The 12,880-nt window shown below is 62.7% G+C and carries 15 protein-coding genes and 2 pseudogenes; 10 read left to right on the forward strand and 7 right to left on the reverse strand.

Annotated features, from left to right (window positions below):
- Positions 1-137: 137 nt before the first annotated feature.
- From IHQ72_RS11780 to IHQ72_RS11790, 3 genes are read left to right on the forward strand one after another with little or no spacing between them, the layout of a single operon-like run.
- The gene (locus tag IHQ72_RS11780) at positions 138-767 is read left to right on the forward strand and encodes a DUF1285 domain-containing protein (RefSeq protein WP_258123809.1); all 630 of its coding nucleotides are present in this window, start codon (positions 138-140) and stop codon (positions 765-767) included.
- A 30-nt stretch (positions 768-797) separates the two neighbouring features.
- Positions 798-1,430, forward strand: coding sequence for a CoA pyrophosphatase (locus tag IHQ72_RS11785; RefSeq protein WP_258122582.1), 633 nt, complete (start codon positions 798-800; stop codon positions 1,428-1,430).
- Between the two features lie 8 nt (positions 1,431-1,438).
- Positions 1,439-2,695, forward strand: a complete 1,257-nt coding sequence (locus IHQ72_RS11790; RefSeq protein ID WP_258122583.1) for a CCA tRNA nucleotidyltransferase — start codon at positions 1,439-1,441, stop codon at positions 2,693-2,695.
- A gap of 6 nt (positions 2,696-2,701) precedes the next feature.
- Here the strand turns inward: IHQ72_RS11790 and IHQ72_RS11795 are convergent, their stop codons facing one another.
- The 3 genes from IHQ72_RS11795 to hemF form a co-directional block, all read right to left on the reverse strand.
- Positions 2,702-2,887, reverse strand: a complete 186-nt coding sequence (locus IHQ72_RS11795) for a DUF1059 domain-containing protein (RefSeq protein WP_095491629.1) — start codon at positions 2,885-2,887, stop codon at positions 2,702-2,704.
- 249 nt (positions 2,888-3,136) lie between these two features.
- On the reverse strand, positions 3,137-3,397 hold the full coding sequence (locus IHQ72_RS11800) for a DUF1344 domain-containing protein (RefSeq protein ID WP_027151030.1): 261 nt from the start codon (positions 3,395-3,397) through the stop codon (positions 3,137-3,139).
- Between the two features lie 246 nt (positions 3,398-3,643).
- Positions 3,644-4,558 carry an oxygen-dependent coproporphyrinogen oxidase gene (hemF, locus tag IHQ72_RS11805; RefSeq protein WP_258122584.1) on the reverse strand — a complete coding sequence of 305 codons (915 nt, stop codon included), beginning with the start codon at positions 4,556-4,558 and terminating at the stop codon, positions 3,644-3,646.
- Positions 4,559-4,665: 107 nt separating this feature from the next.
- Between hemF and IHQ72_RS11810 the strand changes: the two genes are divergently transcribed.
- The gene (locus tag IHQ72_RS11810; RefSeq protein ID WP_006202578.1) at positions 4,666-4,923 is read left to right on the forward strand and encodes a hypothetical protein; all 258 of its coding nucleotides are present in this window, start codon (positions 4,666-4,668) and stop codon (positions 4,921-4,923) included.
- Here the strand turns inward: IHQ72_RS11810 and soxR are convergent.
- Together soxR and IHQ72_RS11820 are read right to left on the reverse strand one after the other, a co-directional pair.
- Positions 4,920-5,366: a redox-sensitive transcriptional activator SoxR gene (gene soxR / locus IHQ72_RS11815; protein WP_065011931.1), complete on the reverse strand. Its 447-nt coding sequence runs from the start codon at positions 5,364-5,366 to the stop codon at positions 4,920-4,922. The two genes, IHQ72_RS11810 and soxR, sit on opposite strands and share 4 nt — an antisense overlap.
- Positions 5,367-5,535: 169 nt before the next feature.
- Positions 5,536-5,994 carry a tRNA (cytidine(34)-2'-O)-methyltransferase gene (locus IHQ72_RS11820; protein WP_258122586.1) on the reverse strand — a complete coding sequence of 153 codons (459 nt, stop codon included), beginning with the start codon at positions 5,992-5,994 and terminating at the stop codon, positions 5,536-5,538.
- Positions 5,995-6,410: 416 nt separating this feature from the next.
- Here IHQ72_RS11820 and IHQ72_RS11825 point away from each other — a divergent pair, with 416 nt between their 5' ends.
- From IHQ72_RS11825 to IHQ72_RS11840, 4 genes are read left to right on the forward strand one after another with little or no spacing between them, the layout of a single operon-like run.
- Positions 6,411-6,866: a hypothetical protein gene (locus IHQ72_RS11825; protein ID WP_258122587.1), complete on the forward strand. Its 456-nt coding sequence runs from the start codon at positions 6,411-6,413 to the stop codon at positions 6,864-6,866.
- On the forward strand, positions 6,850-8,724 hold the full coding sequence (locus IHQ72_RS11830) for an ABC transporter ATP-binding protein (RefSeq protein ID WP_258123810.1): 1,875 nt from the start codon (positions 6,850-6,852) through the stop codon (positions 8,722-8,724). The genes IHQ72_RS11825 and IHQ72_RS11830 overlap by 17 nt, the downstream gene beginning before the upstream one ends.
- 39 nt (positions 8,725-8,763) lie before the next feature.
- Entirely contained in the window at positions 8,764-10,647 is a 1,884-nt protein-coding gene (locus IHQ72_RS11835) for an ABC transporter ATP-binding protein (RefSeq protein ID WP_258122588.1), read from the forward strand.
- A gap of 31 nt (positions 10,648-10,678) precedes the next feature.
- A complete protein-coding gene (locus IHQ72_RS11840) occupies positions 10,679-10,993 on the forward strand; it encodes a DUF6665 family protein (protein ID WP_258122590.1) in 315 nt (104 codons plus the stop codon).
- A 323-nt stretch (positions 10,994-11,316) separates the two neighbouring features.
- On the opposite strand, the pseudogene IHQ72_RS11845 reads toward IHQ72_RS11840, so the two are convergent.
- Together IHQ72_RS11845 and IHQ72_RS37495 are read right to left on the reverse strand one after the other, a co-directional pair.
- Positions 11,317-11,412: pseudogene (locus tag IHQ72_RS11845) on the reverse strand (nuclease PIN); the annotation flags it as partial.
- A gap of 17 nt (positions 11,413-11,429) precedes the next feature.
- Positions 11,430-11,732 carry an NUDIX hydrolase gene (locus IHQ72_RS37495; RefSeq protein WP_502572800.1) on the reverse strand — a complete coding sequence of 101 codons (303 nt, stop codon included), beginning with the start codon at positions 11,730-11,732 and terminating at the stop codon, positions 11,430-11,432.
- A gap of 143 nt (positions 11,733-11,875) precedes the next feature.
- Here IHQ72_RS37495 and IHQ72_RS11855 point away from each other — a divergent pair.
- Positions 11,876-12,517: pseudogene (locus IHQ72_RS11855) on the forward strand (inorganic phosphate transporter); the annotation flags it as partial.
- A 16-nt stretch (positions 12,518-12,533) separates the two neighbouring features.
- Positions 12,534-12,665, forward strand: coding sequence for a hypothetical protein (locus tag IHQ72_RS11860; protein WP_258122592.1), 132 nt, complete (start codon positions 12,534-12,536; stop codon positions 12,663-12,665).
- Positions 12,666-12,880: the final 215 nt, after the last annotated feature.

The raw sequence follows: 12,880 nt of genomic DNA on the forward strand, positions 1-12,880 counted from the left end.
ATCCTTCTCGTTGGAAATACCGGCTTGCACCTTCGACACCGCAAAGTGCCGCGATTCGGCCTCGCATGGCGCCTGTCTTTGATCTTAAATCACAGACTTAGGCTGACAAGCGGAACAACAGTGACTATTTCGTGACCATGACAGAACGCGCCGACGATCGTGAAGAGAGTTTGACGGCCGACACCGAGGCGCGCGGACTGGAGGCGCTGATCTCGCGTGCCGCCCGCGCGGGCAAGGGGCCGGCGCCGGTGGAGCGCTGGAATCCGACCTTTTGCGGCGATCTCGACATGGAGATCAGAGAGGACGGCACCTGGTTCTACCAGGGCACGCCGATCGGCCGCATGCCGCTGGTGCAGCTGTTTTCCTCCGTGCTGCGCAAGGACGAAGACGGCAGGACCTATCTGGTGACGCCAGTGGAAAGGGTCGGCATCCGCGTCGTCGATGCGCCCTTCATCGCCGTCGAGATGGATGTTTGCGGCACCGGCGATGGCCGGGTCATCACTTTCCGCACTAATGTCGGCGATGTGGTCGAAGCCGGGCCGGACCATCCGCTGCGCTTCGTCGACGAGGAGGCGACCGGTGGCCTGAAACCCTATGTGCTGGTGCGCGGACGGCTGGAAGCGCTGGTGGCGCGGCCGGTCATGTACGAACTGGTCGATCATGGCGAAGAGATCGAGGTCGGCGGCAGAAGGATGTTTGCCGTCCGTTCGAGGGGCGCGGTCTATCCGATCATGCCGGCCGAAAAACTGCAGCGGCTGAGCGCATGATGGACAGCGTATGATGGACCAGGTAACACGATGGACCAGGTGACACGGGCGCCGTTTTCCGCCGCGGATTTTCGCGCCCGCGTCGCGGCACAGCCGCTGGCGCATGCCGCCGACGATTATGGCGACCATCGCTTCAACCCCGGCCATCCGCGTTTGAAGCTTGCGAAGGCACTGCGCGATGCCGCGGTGCTGATCCCGGTGGTCGATCACGGAGGCGACGCCACGGTTCTGCTGACCAAGCGGGCGGAAAAGCTGCGCAACCATTCGGGGCAGGTGGCCTTTCCCGGCGGCACGATCGACCCTACCGACCCGAGCCCGGAGGCGGCGGCCCTTCGCGAGACATTCGAGGAGATCGGTCTTGGCCAGGACCGGGTCGAGATCATCGGCCGCATGCCCGATTATGCCTCCGGCAGCGGCTACCGGATCGCCCCGGTGCTGGGAATAGTGCGGCCGGGTTTTTCACTGACGCTGAATTCCGAGGAGGTCGACGCCGTCTTCGAAGTGCCGCTGCGCTTCCTGATGGATCCGGCCAACCACGGCCGCGACAGCCGGATGTGGAACGACCTCGAATGGGTCTTCTACGAGATGCCCTACGACGGACAACGCATCTGGGGCGTCACCGCCGGCATCATCCGCACGCTCTATGAAAGGCTCTATACGTGAGCGGCCGGATGTCGCTCGCGGGCAAAGCCGAGTGGCTCGGCGAACGGCACCTGCAGCGCCTGCTGGCGGCGCTGGCGGATGGCGGCGAGGAGGCGCGTGTCGCCGGCGGTGCGGTGCGCAATGCGCTCATCGGCCAGCCGGTCGCCGACGTCGATATCGCCACCACGACCGTGCCCGATGAGACCATCCGCCGCGCCGAGGCGGCGGGCTTCAAGGCCGTGCCGACCGGCATCGAGCACGGCACCATCACGATTGTCGCCGGCGGAAAGCCGTTCGAGGTGACAACGCTGCGCGCCGACATCGAGACCGACGGCCGGCGGGCAAAAGTGTCGTTTGGGCGCGACTGGAAGGCGGACGCGGAACGGCGCGATTTCACCATCAACGCGCTTTATGCAGAGGCCGACGGCACGATCATCGACCTGGTCGGCGGCGTAGCCGATATCGAGGCGCGCCGGCTGCGCTTCATCGGCGATCCGGAGGCGCGCATCCGCGAGGATTATCTGCGCATCCTGCGCTTTTTCCGCTTCTTCGCCTGGTATGGCGACGGCCGGCCGGATGCCGAAGGGCTGAAGGCTTGCGCCCGGCTCAAGGAGGGGCTCAGCCAACTCTCGGTCGAGCGCGTCTGGTCCGAGCTGAAAAAGCTGCTGTCGGCCCCCGATCCATCGCGCGCTTTGCTGTGGATGCGCCAGGCCAGCGTGCTCACCAGCGTTCTGCCGGAGAGCGAGAAATGGGGCATCGATGCGATCCATGCGCTGACCAGGGCCGAGAAGGATCTAAGCTGGACGCCGGACCCGCTGCTCAGGCTGGAAGCGATCGTGCCGCCGGACGCCGCGCGGCTGAAGACGCTCGCAGAGCGGCTGAGATTCTCCGTCAGCGACGCCGGCCGTCTGAGGCAGTGGGCGCTGACAGCGCCCATCGAGCCGAAGACGACCGAAGCGGAACTCGCAAAACGGCTCTATCGTGGCGATCATCAGGGCGTTGTCGATCGCTTGCGGCTGTCGCTCGCTTCCGCTCGAGCCCGCGCCGTCGAGGACAATGACGCGCTGCTCGAAGCCGGCGGCTTCTCGCGGCTGTTGGCCTCCGCCGGAAAATGGAAAAGGCCCGGCTTTCCGCTCAAGGGCGCCGATCTGACGACGCTTGGCGTGTCGCCCGGACCGAAACTCGGCGCAACCTTGAAGAACCTCGAAAACGAGTGGATCGAGTCCGGCTTTGCGCTGGATCGCGGCGCGCTCCTCAAGCGCGCCGCAGAAGCACTTGAAAGTTAGGCAAAATCAGGCCGCGTCGCGGGGCTTTTCGATGCGCGAACGGATGGCTTCGATCATCGTCTCGCGGATGATCGTCTCGCCATGCGTCTCACGCATGTGCTCGACCGCACGACGCATGATCTCGGCTTCCTCTTCGGCGCGCGTATGCCAGTCACAACCCGGAACGAGCGAGCCGCAGTGGAATTCTTTCATCGGATTTCTCCCTTTTCCTCCCCGGAGCGCCGCCCATTTGCTTGAACGCGGAAGCTCCAGCACCTTTGATCGACGCATGATCCCTGTCTGAAACCGGGTGTCGGTATTCGGGTCATACGCTGGCCGAGCAAGCATAACACGGTCGAATGGTTTTGGTTGCCGCAAAGACCGAAAAGGCGGAGCAGCGCTGCTCCGCCCTCTTACGCTACCCCGGAGGCAAGACCTCGTCTTGCCCCAGCGAGCAGGCGATCACTTCACGATCCTGACTGCCTCGGCAATTTTGTGCTTGCCGCTCATGTCCCACGAAACGCGGACCTTTTCGCCGGCCTTCAGGCCAGGATTCTTGAAGGCCTTGGGCAGCGTAAAGGTAGATCCGTTATCCAGAACAAGGCTCATGGCCGTTCCATCATAGGTCTTGACCGTGCCCGTGGTGTGCTTGACCGCTGCGAAGGCAGCGCCACCAGAGGCAAGAACGGCAGCAGCCGCAACCGACATAATAAGCTTGCGCATGGCATGCTCTCCTGGAAAATGAGGGCACCATTTTGGGAAGGTGCCCCACTCAATGATGGGCCGTCCGGTCGCGTCGGGTCGCGGTTCTAGGGAGGATGAACCGCCGGCGTTTCCCGGCCCGGAACGAAAAATAGTCCTGTTTTTTCAAGTGGATATTAGACGAAAAAGATATTCTGCGCGCCACATTCGACGCCAAAATCAAACGATTTGGACCTCATTGCGGCTCACGTCCGACTCACCGAGATTTTACGGCCATTTCACTTCCGGCGGCAGGCTGGACAGGATCGAGGCGACGTTGCCGCCGGTCTTTAGTCCGAAGATGGTGCCGCGATCGTGAAGCAAGTTGAATTCGACATAGCGGCCGCGGCGAATGAGCTGTTCTTCACGGTCGCCGTCGGTCCAGTTGTCGTTGAAATTGGCCCGCACCAGATGTCCGTAGACGACGAGAAAAGATCGCCCGACATCCTGGACGAAGTTGAAATCGGCGTTCCAGCCGCCTTTGTCCTCACCCGAATGCAGCCAATCGAAGAAGATGCCGCCGGTGCCGCGCGGTTCGTCGCGGTGCGGCAGATAGAAATACTCGTCGCACCAGGCCTTGAATTTCGCGTGGTCGGCGACGCGAGCGTGCTTCTCGCAGGCGAATTGCATGGCCCGGTGGAAGGCAACCGTGTCCGGGTCGTCCTGGGTGCGGCGACGGTCGAGCACCGGCGTCAGGTCGGCGCCGCCGCCGAACCACTGGCTCGAGGTGACGACCATGCGCGTGTTCATGTGCACGGCCGGCACGTTGGGGTTCCACGGATGGGCGATCAGCGAAATGCCGCTCGCCCAGAAGCGCGGGTCTTCCTCGGCGCCCGGCATCTGCTTCCTGAACTCCGGCGAAAACTCGCCATAGACGGTGGAGGTGTGGACGCCGACCTTCTCGAAGACGCGGCCACGCATCATTGACATGATGCCGCCGCCGCCCTTGCCGGCGTCGCGCTCCCACGGCGTCTTTTCGAAGCGGCCGGGCGACCATGAAGCCTGCGGCCCCTGCAGGTCCTGCTCGATTTGCTCGAAGGCGGCGCAGATGCGCTCGCGCAACGTCTCGAACCACAGCCGCGCCTTCAGCTTTTTCTGTTCGATGTCGGCCGGCAGCCCCGCCGGTATTTCGGGTCGTTGCAAATGCTATCTCCGGTTGTGGGGCGCGTACCCCGACAAATGACTCGTCTTTTCCGGCCGCGATCCCTAATCTCTTAGGTGCAAGGGTCAAGTGTGAATGGAGTTCCTTCGTGCGCACCCCGGCAAGACCGCCGCTGGATGGCCTGAAGAAGAGGCTCGACCGTTCGCGCGCCGAGCGCGAGCGTATGCCGCGCGACGGATTCCTGCGCGAGACCTTCGTCCTGCCGCGTTCCGATGCGCGGCTCAAGGCGAAGGAGTGGTTCGAGCGCTTTCCCAAGCAGGCCTACTGGACCGAAATCGAAAGCTGGTTCGAGCGGCCGGGCGACGTCATCGAATTCACCATCAGGCGGCTGCCGGCTGCGGATTAGCGAGCGACCAACAACCGCCTTGCGCCCGGGCCTTGGGCGCTCAATCGGTCTTCCTTGTTCCGCAGCGGGCATTTGTCGATCGACATGCAGCCGCAGCCGATGCAGTCGGTCAGCCCGTCGCGCAGCTTCTTCAGCTGGGCAATCTTGCGATCGAGCTGGTCGCGCCAGGCCGTTGAAAGCAGGTTCCAGTCCTCGCGCGTCGGCGTGCGGCCTTCAGGCAGCGATTCAAGCGCAGCACCGATCTCGGCCAGCGAGATGCCGACCTCCTGCGCGATCCTGATGATCGCCACACGCCGCAGCACGTCGCGGCCGTAGCGTCGCTGATTGCCTGATGTGCGGTGGCTGCGGATCAGTCCGCGCGCCTCGTAGAAATGCAGCGCCGACACCGCCACTCCGCTGCGCATTGCCACTTGTCCGACTGTCAATTCCGTTGCCGCAGCCATTCGAATTTTCCGCTTGACCTCAAGTTAAGTTGAGCTTGTAACGAAGAAACCCTGGACATGCAAACCGCAGGAGAAGGCGATGTGCGCCTGGGTGAGAATGACAAGAGACGGTGCAGTCGTCGGCCAGAAAGCGGCTATAATGGCTGCGCCCACTGAGGGTCTGCAAATCCTATCCGAGTTGCCGGATCGCCTCGCCGGCCACCATGGCGACGGAAAGCGCGACGTTGATGCTGCGCGCGCCGGGCTGCATCGGGATGATCAGTCGCGCATCCGCCGCCTCGTGGACAGGATCCGGCACGCCTGCGGATTCACGGCCGAACAAAAGAATGTCGGCGTCGGCGAAGGCGAAATCGGTGTAGGCGGTCGCGGCTCTGGTCGACAGCAGCACCAGCCGCCGCGCTTCGCCTCTGCGCCAGTTCTCGAAGGCGTGCCAGTCGACATGCCGGGTCAGCGCCGCCATTTCGAGATAGTCCATGCCGGCCCGTTTCAGCGCCCGGTCGGAGAGCGGGAAGCCGGCCGGTTCGATGATGTCGACGCCGAGACCGAGGCAAGCCGCGAAGCGCAGGATTGTCCCGGTGTTGCCGGCGATATCCGGCTGGTAGAGCGCGATGCGGAGACGGTCATTCATTTCCACGCCATTTTGATCCGTGGCAGATCGGCCACAGGGGTCGCGCGGTTTTGGAAATTGCTGGACTGGCGGGTGGTCATTTTCTGCGAAGTCGGTTATACGCCGGGCATTGTCAACCCGAACCGATGGAGGGGTAATTCATGATGATCATGTACATCCAGCGCCCCTCTTGTGGGCTTACCAGCCTGCCGGCGGTTTCGGTACGACGATTCTCCTGACGCTTTAGACTTCGATCGCACCGATTCTTAGCCGAAACCTTTTTCGGCCTTCGAAGGAATCCTGCGATGTTTTTCAAGCTGTCGAAGGGGCTGAACGCCCCACCTGAACTCGCCTCTGTTCAATCCCCGCCTTTCGCCGGCCATTCGCCCGCGAACAGGCCTGACTTTTTTCCGTATTTTCACATGGAGGACGGACCGATGTTCGATCCCTGCAAGATTCCCGGCTCGAGAAACCTGCACGAGCGCAGGATGGCGACCTGGGCGCTTTTGATCGGCGAAACCTATTCGTCTGCGGCTCACGCCGAGACTCGCCGGCGCCCGCATCGCGGCATGCTGCCGGACGTCGATTTCTCGCGCGCGGTTCCCGACCGCAGCCGGCCGTCGCTGGTGCGCCGGATCATCAGGCTGATCCGGCCTGGCGCAGAGACCGTCGCGAAACTCCGGGTCGTCGACACAGCGCTGTCAGGATCGTCAAACGAGCCTGTCGGCGAAAAGCCCGCGACATCCTATATTGCGCGAAGCAGGACCGGCGGCCCGGGTGATTCCGGCACGCCGGTCTTTGACGCTACGCGCTCCTCCCAGGACGCTACGCGTTCCCGTGCGCGTGAGCGAAAACAAGCACATGAGTACCAAGACAATGTTCCGCTGGTTTGAAACAAGGCTCGATCCGTTCCCTGCCGAGGAGCCGGTCGAGCCGCCGAAGACGCTGATCGCCTTCTGCGTCCACTATACGCGCGGCGCCTGGCCCTACATCGCGATCGATGCGATGCTGGTGACGGCTATCGCCCTTGCCGAGGTGTGGATGTTCGGCTTCATGGGCCGGATCGTCGACTGGCTGTCGGCGCAGAACCGCGAGACGTTCCTGCAGACCGAGGGCTGGAAGCTCGCCGGCATGGCTTTCATCGTGGTTTTCGCGCTGCCGGCGACGGTCTGGTTCCATTCGCTCCTCAACCAGCAGACGCTGATGGGCAATTACCCGATGCGTATCCGCTGGCAGGTGCATCGCTACCTGCTCAAGCAGTCGATGAGCTTCTATCAGGACGAGTTCGCCGGGCGCATCGCGACCAAGCTGATGCAGACCGCGCTCGCGGTGCGCGAATGCGTCATCAAGCTCATCGACGTGCTCAATTATATCGTCGTCTATTTCCTCGGCATGCTGTTCATTGTCGGCGCGGCCGACTGGCGGCTGGCGGCGCCGCTTGCCGTCTGGCTTGCCGGCTATGTCTTGCTCCTGCGCTATTTCATCCCGCGATTGGGCAAGGTCGGCGAGGAGCAGGCCAACGCGCGCTCGACCATGACCGGCCGCGTCGTCGACAGCTACTCCAATATCCAGACGGTCAAGCTGTTCTCGCATGCGCGGCGCGAGGCGTCCTTCGCCCGGGAAGGCATGGCCGGCTTTCTCGATACGGTCTACCGGTCGATGCGGCTGGTGACGCAGCTCTACGGCCTGCTCTACATGCTGAATTCGCTGCTGTTGTTTTCGGTCACCGCGATCTCGCTGTGGCTGTGGCTCGGCCAGGCGGTGACGATCGGCGCCGTCGCCCTGGTCATCGGGCTCGTTCTTCGGCTGTGGGGCATGTCGCAGTGGATCATGTGGGAGATGTCCACCCTGTTCGAGAATATCGGCACGGTGCAGGACGGCATCAGCTCGATCTCGCTGCCGCGCCTCGTCGAAGACAGGCCCGGGGCCAAGGATATTGCCGTCACCAAGGGCGAGATCCGTTTCGAGGACATACGCTTCCACTACGGCAAGCAGAAGGGCGTTATCGAAAGCCTGTCGCTGACGGTGAAGCCGGGCGAAAAGGTCGGCATCGTCGGCCGTTCGGGCGCCGGCAAGTCGACGCTGGTCAATCTTCTCTTGCGCTTCTACGACCTTGAAGCTGGCCGGATCCTGATCGATGGCCAGGAAATCGCGGCGGTGACGCAGGATTCGCTGCGCGCCCAGATCGCCATGGTCACGCAGGACACCTCGCTGCTGCATCGTTCGGTGCGCGAGAACATCCTTTATGGCCGGCCGGACGCCAGCAACGAGATGCTGGTCGAGGCGGCACGCCGCGCCGAGGCGCTTGATTTCATATCCAGGCTTTCGGACGCCAGTGGCCGCACGGGTTTCGATGCGCATGTCGGCGACCGCGGCGTCAAATTGTCCGGCGGCCAGCGGCAACGCATTGCCATTGCCCGCGTTATGCTGAAGGACGCGCCGATCCTCATTCTCGACGAAGCGACGTCTGCGCTTGATTCCGAGGCCGAGGCCGCCATCCAGGAGAACCTCTACAAGCTCATGCAAGGCAAGACCGTCATCGCCATCGCGCACCGGCTCTCGACCATCGCGGCGATGGACCGGCTCGTCGTCATGGACAAGGGCCGCATCATCGAGGAAGGTTCGCATGAGCAACTCGTCGCCAGCGGCGGGCTCTATGCGCAGCTTTGGCAGCGCCAATCGGGCGGCTTCCTGCTCGACGACGGTGCCGCCGCCAACGATGCCATCGTCAAGGGTCAAGCAGCAGAATGATGGGCAGCAGAATGATGGCAGCAGAATGATGGCCGCCGAATGATGATTGCCGTCTATCGCTGGTTCGAGAACTGGGTCTATCCGTTCAGGGAGCCCGCGGGGCTTCGGCCACCGGTCAGCGTCAGGGGTTTCCTCTGGCACTATGTCGGCCAGGCGAAGGTCGCCTTCTTCGCCATGCTGGTCATCGGCGGCATTGCGCCGCTGGTCGAGGCTGGACTGTTCTACTTCGTCGGGAGGCTGGTCGACATTCTCGACCAGCTCCCCGGCGAGCGCAGCTGGGATGCGCTGTGGACTGCCGCCGGTCCCGAACTTGTCTTCATGGCCGCCGTGGTGCTGGTCGTCCGCACCATCGTCGTCGGCCTGGCGGCGCTGGTCGACGAGCAGACGATCACCCCCGGCTTCTACAATCTGGTGCGCTGGCAGGCGCACCGTCATGTCTCGCGCCAGTCCTACGCCTTTTTCCAGAACGATTTCGCCGGCCGCATCGCGACCAAGGTCTGGCAGGCGGGGCAGGCGACCGGCGATTTGATGGAAAGCTTCATCGAGGTCGTCTGGTTCATGGTCGTCTATACGGTGACGACGCTGGTGCTGGTCGCCGGCCTCGACTTGCGGCTGGCGATGCTGGTGGTGATCTGGATCACCGCCTTCGGCTGGCTGGCCAAGCGCCATCTGCCGGCGATCCGCAAGCATGCCGAGGAAACCGCCGAGGCCGGTTCGATGATCACCGGCCGCTTCGTCGATTCCTATTCGAACGTGCAGACGCTGAAGCTGTTCTCGGCCGATGGCGACGACCGTTACATCAGGAGCGGCTTCGATATCTATCTCGACGCGCTGCGCCCGTTCACCCGCAGGCTGACCGGCGTGCGCATGGCGCTGACGACGCTGTCGGGGATCATGATCACCGCGATCGCCTGTTTTGCCGTCTATCTCTGGGTCGAAGGCTCGATCACAGTCGGCGCCGTCGCCTTCACGCTGTCCCTGGTGTTGCGGCTCAACATGCTGCTCGGCCGGCTGATGATGCAGCTCAACGGCATCCTGCGGAATCTCGGCGTGCTGGAAAACTCCAAGGCGCTGATCACGCAGCCGCTCGGCCTGACCGACGCGCCCGACGCCAGGGAGCTTGTCGTGGCCGGCGGTCGGATCGACGTGAAGAACGTCGAGTTCCACTACGGCAAGGGGTTCGGCGTGCTCAACGGCATCGACCTTGTCGTGCGGCCGGGCGAGAAGGTCGGATTGGTCGGGCCGTCCGGCGCCGGCAAGACGACGCTGGCCAATCTGATCCTGCGCCTTTACGACCTCGAGGCCGGCAAGATCACCATCGACGGCCAGGATGTTTCAAAGGTGACGCAGAATTCGCTGCGCGCCAATATCGGCGTCGTCAGCCAGGATACCGCGCTTTTCCACCGTTCGTTGCGCGACAACATCAAGCTCGGCATGCCGGACGCGACCGACGCCGAGGTGGTCGCGGCCGCGAAGAAGGCCGAGGCGCACGACTTCATCCTCGACTTGCGCGACAATCGTGATCGCCAGGGCTACGAGGCCTTTGTCGGCGAGCGCGGCGTGAAATTGTCTGGCGGCCAGCGCCAGCGCGTGGCGATCGCCCGCGTCTTCCTCAAGGACGCGCCGATCCTGATACTCGACGAGGCGACGTCGGCGCTCGATTCCGACATCGAGGCGGCCATCCAGGAAAATCTGGCAAGGCTGATGGAGAACAAGACGGTCATCGCCATCGCGCACCGGCTGTCGACCATCGCGGCACTCGATCGCCTGGTGGTGCTCGACGGCGGCCGCATCGTCGAACAAGGCACGCATGACGAACTGGTGGCGCTCGACGGGCTCTATGCGCGGCTGTGGAAGCGGCAGTCCGGCGGCTTCCTGTTCAACGAGGAGAGCGTGCTGGAGGAGACGCGGCCGGCGGAGTAGGGCCAGATTTCAGCAAAAACCGGAGTGAAGCATGTCGGTGCGAATGCCATCGAATTTCGGACGGTCGGGAGCGCGGGAGAGCGCGCTCGACCTGCTCGGCCATGAAATCCTCGGCGAAAAGGCGGCGGCGCTCGGCCGCGCCGGCCGGCGCGTGGATGAAACGCTGGCGAAGTTGCGTGAACATGGCGACGATGGCGAACATCGTGCTCGGCTGCTCAGGGACGCGGCGGAGGCGGTCCACGGCTATTTCATCCAGCGCGAATTGTGCGGCTTGCGCAAGCACGACGCAGTGATCCGGGAATACAACATTCCCAAGGCCGTGCTGGCCAGGCTCGGCGCCAAATAGATACCGGTGTTGAATCGGACGCTTGGTGCCGAAGACGAAAGACCGATTCGACCCGTTGCGGAAGTTCGTTCGCCCGTGCCGAATTCACGCCCTTGACCCTGAGCTGCCCTTCATGAGGATGTTTCGCTGCCCGATAGCTGACATTCACAGCAAGCAGCACTATTGACTCAACGAAGATCCTTCACGTCCTAATTGAAGACTGGCAGTTTTGCGTGCAAAGGGCGACGTCGGACTCGTCCAAGAACCTAGCTGTGGCTTTCGCAAAAAATTTAGCCAGCTACCGACAATACGGGCTAAGGTCTTAGCGAAATGGATGGCCGGGCCGCCTCGGCGCCGGCGACCAGGATGCGGGAATGCCGCTCGAACAGGTCGAAGAACTTGTCCTCGCGGGGCAGAAGCGCACGAAACCAATTGAGCATGTTTTATCCTGTAGCGTTCAGAAATGAGCCAGTTCAGGCGCTATAGATTCCAATAGGGCAGCCAACTCAGGTTCATCGACCAGGAGTGCTGCTTGATCCGGCTTAAGCCAGGCCCGTCTTCGATACTTCTGCTCCTTCCATTCATCCAGCTCCTGCTGCACGTGAAGCGGGTATACTTCAACGGTTACCGGGACAAACGTGTCCTTCAATCGTTTCCAATAATGGAAGCTGCCAACGGATTGCTCATGCAAAGTGCCTACTACTCCGGCTTCCTCACCCGCCTCTTGAGCTGCAGCCTCGCAGTCTCGTCGACCCTTCATCGGCCACCCCTTGGGCAAGATGAAGCGGCCCGTTTGCCGAGACGTTAGCAGCAAGATTTCAGCGTCTCCGTCTGCAGTGCGGCGATAAGGCAATGCGGCAACCTGTGCGATGGGCTTACCACGGCGCGCTCGCTTCCCCAGTTTCTTTTTCTTCAAACGTCGCAATCGTCTGGTCGGGGCTGCTGAAGACGGTCGCGGCCATCGTGCTGTCGCCGCTCACCGGCTTCGTGCTGGCTCTGGTGCTGATACTCACCGTCTCCTGGATTTTCGTGCGACAGACGCCGTTCGCGGTCGACAATACCTTCCGCACCCTGCAATTCGTGTCGGCGTCGCTCTATTCGCTCGGCCATGGCGGCAATGATGCGCAGAAGACGATGGGCATCATCGCGGTGCTGCTCTACTCGCAGGGCATGCTCGGGGGCGAGTTCTACGTGCCCTTCTGGGTGGTGATCACCTGCCAGGCAATGCTGGCGCTAGGCACGCTGTTTGGCGGCTGGCGGATCGTCCACACGATGGGCTCGAAGATCACACGGCTCAATCCGATGCAGGGTTTCTGCGCAGAGACCGGCGGCGCGATCACGCTGTTCGGCGCGACCTGGCTCGGCATCCCGGTCTCCACCACGCACACCATTACCGGCGCGATCGTCGGCGTCGGCGCGGCACGGCGCATCTCTGCCGTCCGCTGGGGCATAGCCGGCTCGATCGTGATCGCCTGGGTCATCACCATGCCCTCTACGGCGCTGATTTCTGATTGCTGTTATGGAATCGTGGCACTCTTCAGTTAATGCGGAGCCCGGAAGTTTGACTGACGATCGCGAAGGTCGACTGCTGCCGTTGCGCCAAGATCAGTTTCGGAGAAGCGGCCAGAATGTCGCGAAATGGCGCGACCTGCTCGTTCTGGCAGATGAGCCGAACAGCAGCGTCGCCGCGTGACGTTCGCGACATTCGCATCGCGGCCGCTTCAAACGGCTTGATGTCGCCTTATTTGGTGTTGGAGCAAGCTATCGTGTTAAGATCGCTGGTCGGCACCGTGCTACCTTTAGGGCAACGCGGCTGCAAGTGCCGGTTCGTACGCATGAGTATACTGCCAAGCTGACCGCAGAAGACAATGCAAAGATTTTCTTGCCGCCGATTTTCGCAAAAAGCAA

Source organism: Mesorhizobium onobrychidis (assembly GCF_024707545.1).
GTDB lineage: Bacteria > Pseudomonadota > Alphaproteobacteria > Rhizobiales > Rhizobiaceae > Mesorhizobium > Mesorhizobium onobrychidis.

Bases quoted from the DNA above. Each gene is read 5' to 3' on its own strand.
- IHQ72_RS11780 (WP_258123809.1), top strand. From the start codon at position 138: ATGACAGAACGCGCCGACGATCGTGAAGAGAGTTTGACGGCCGACACC.
- IHQ72_RS11785 (WP_258122582.1), top strand. From the start codon at position 798: ATGGACCAGGTGACACGGGCGCCGTTTTCCGCCGCGGATTTTCGCGCC.
- IHQ72_RS11790 (WP_258122583.1), top strand. From the start codon at position 1,439: ATGTCGCTCGCGGGCAAAGCCGAGTGGCTCGGCGAACGGCACCTGCAG.
- IHQ72_RS11795 (WP_095491629.1), bottom strand. From the start codon at position 2,887: ATGAAAGAATTCCACTGCGGCTCGCTCGTTCCGGGTTGTGACTGGCAT.
- IHQ72_RS11800 (WP_027151030.1), bottom strand. From the start codon at position 3,397: ATGCGCAAGCTTATTATGTCGGTTGCGGCTGCTGCCGTTCTTGCCTCT.
- soxR (WP_065011931.1), bottom strand. From the start codon at position 5,366: ATGGCTGCGGCAACGGAATTGACAGTCGGACAAGTGGCAATGCGCAGC.
- IHQ72_RS11820 (WP_258122586.1), bottom strand. From the start codon at position 5,994: ATGAATGACCGTCTCCGCATCGCGCTCTACCAGCCGGATATCGCCGGC.
- IHQ72_RS11825 (WP_258122587.1), top strand. From the start codon at position 6,411: ATGTTCGATCCCTGCAAGATTCCCGGCTCGAGAAACCTGCACGAGCGC.
- IHQ72_RS11830 (WP_258123810.1), top strand. From the start codon at position 6,850: ATGTTCCGCTGGTTTGAAACAAGGCTCGATCCGTTCCCTGCCGAGGAG.
- IHQ72_RS11835 (WP_258122588.1), top strand. From the start codon at position 8,764: ATGATGATTGCCGTCTATCGCTGGTTCGAGAACTGGGTCTATCCGTTC.
- IHQ72_RS11840 (WP_258122590.1), top strand. From the start codon at position 10,679: ATGTCGGTGCGAATGCCATCGAATTTCGGACGGTCGGGAGCGCGGGAG.
- IHQ72_RS37495 (WP_502572800.1), bottom strand. From the start codon at position 11,732: ATGAAGGGTCGACGAGACTGCGAGGCTGCAGCTCAAGAGGCGGGTGAG.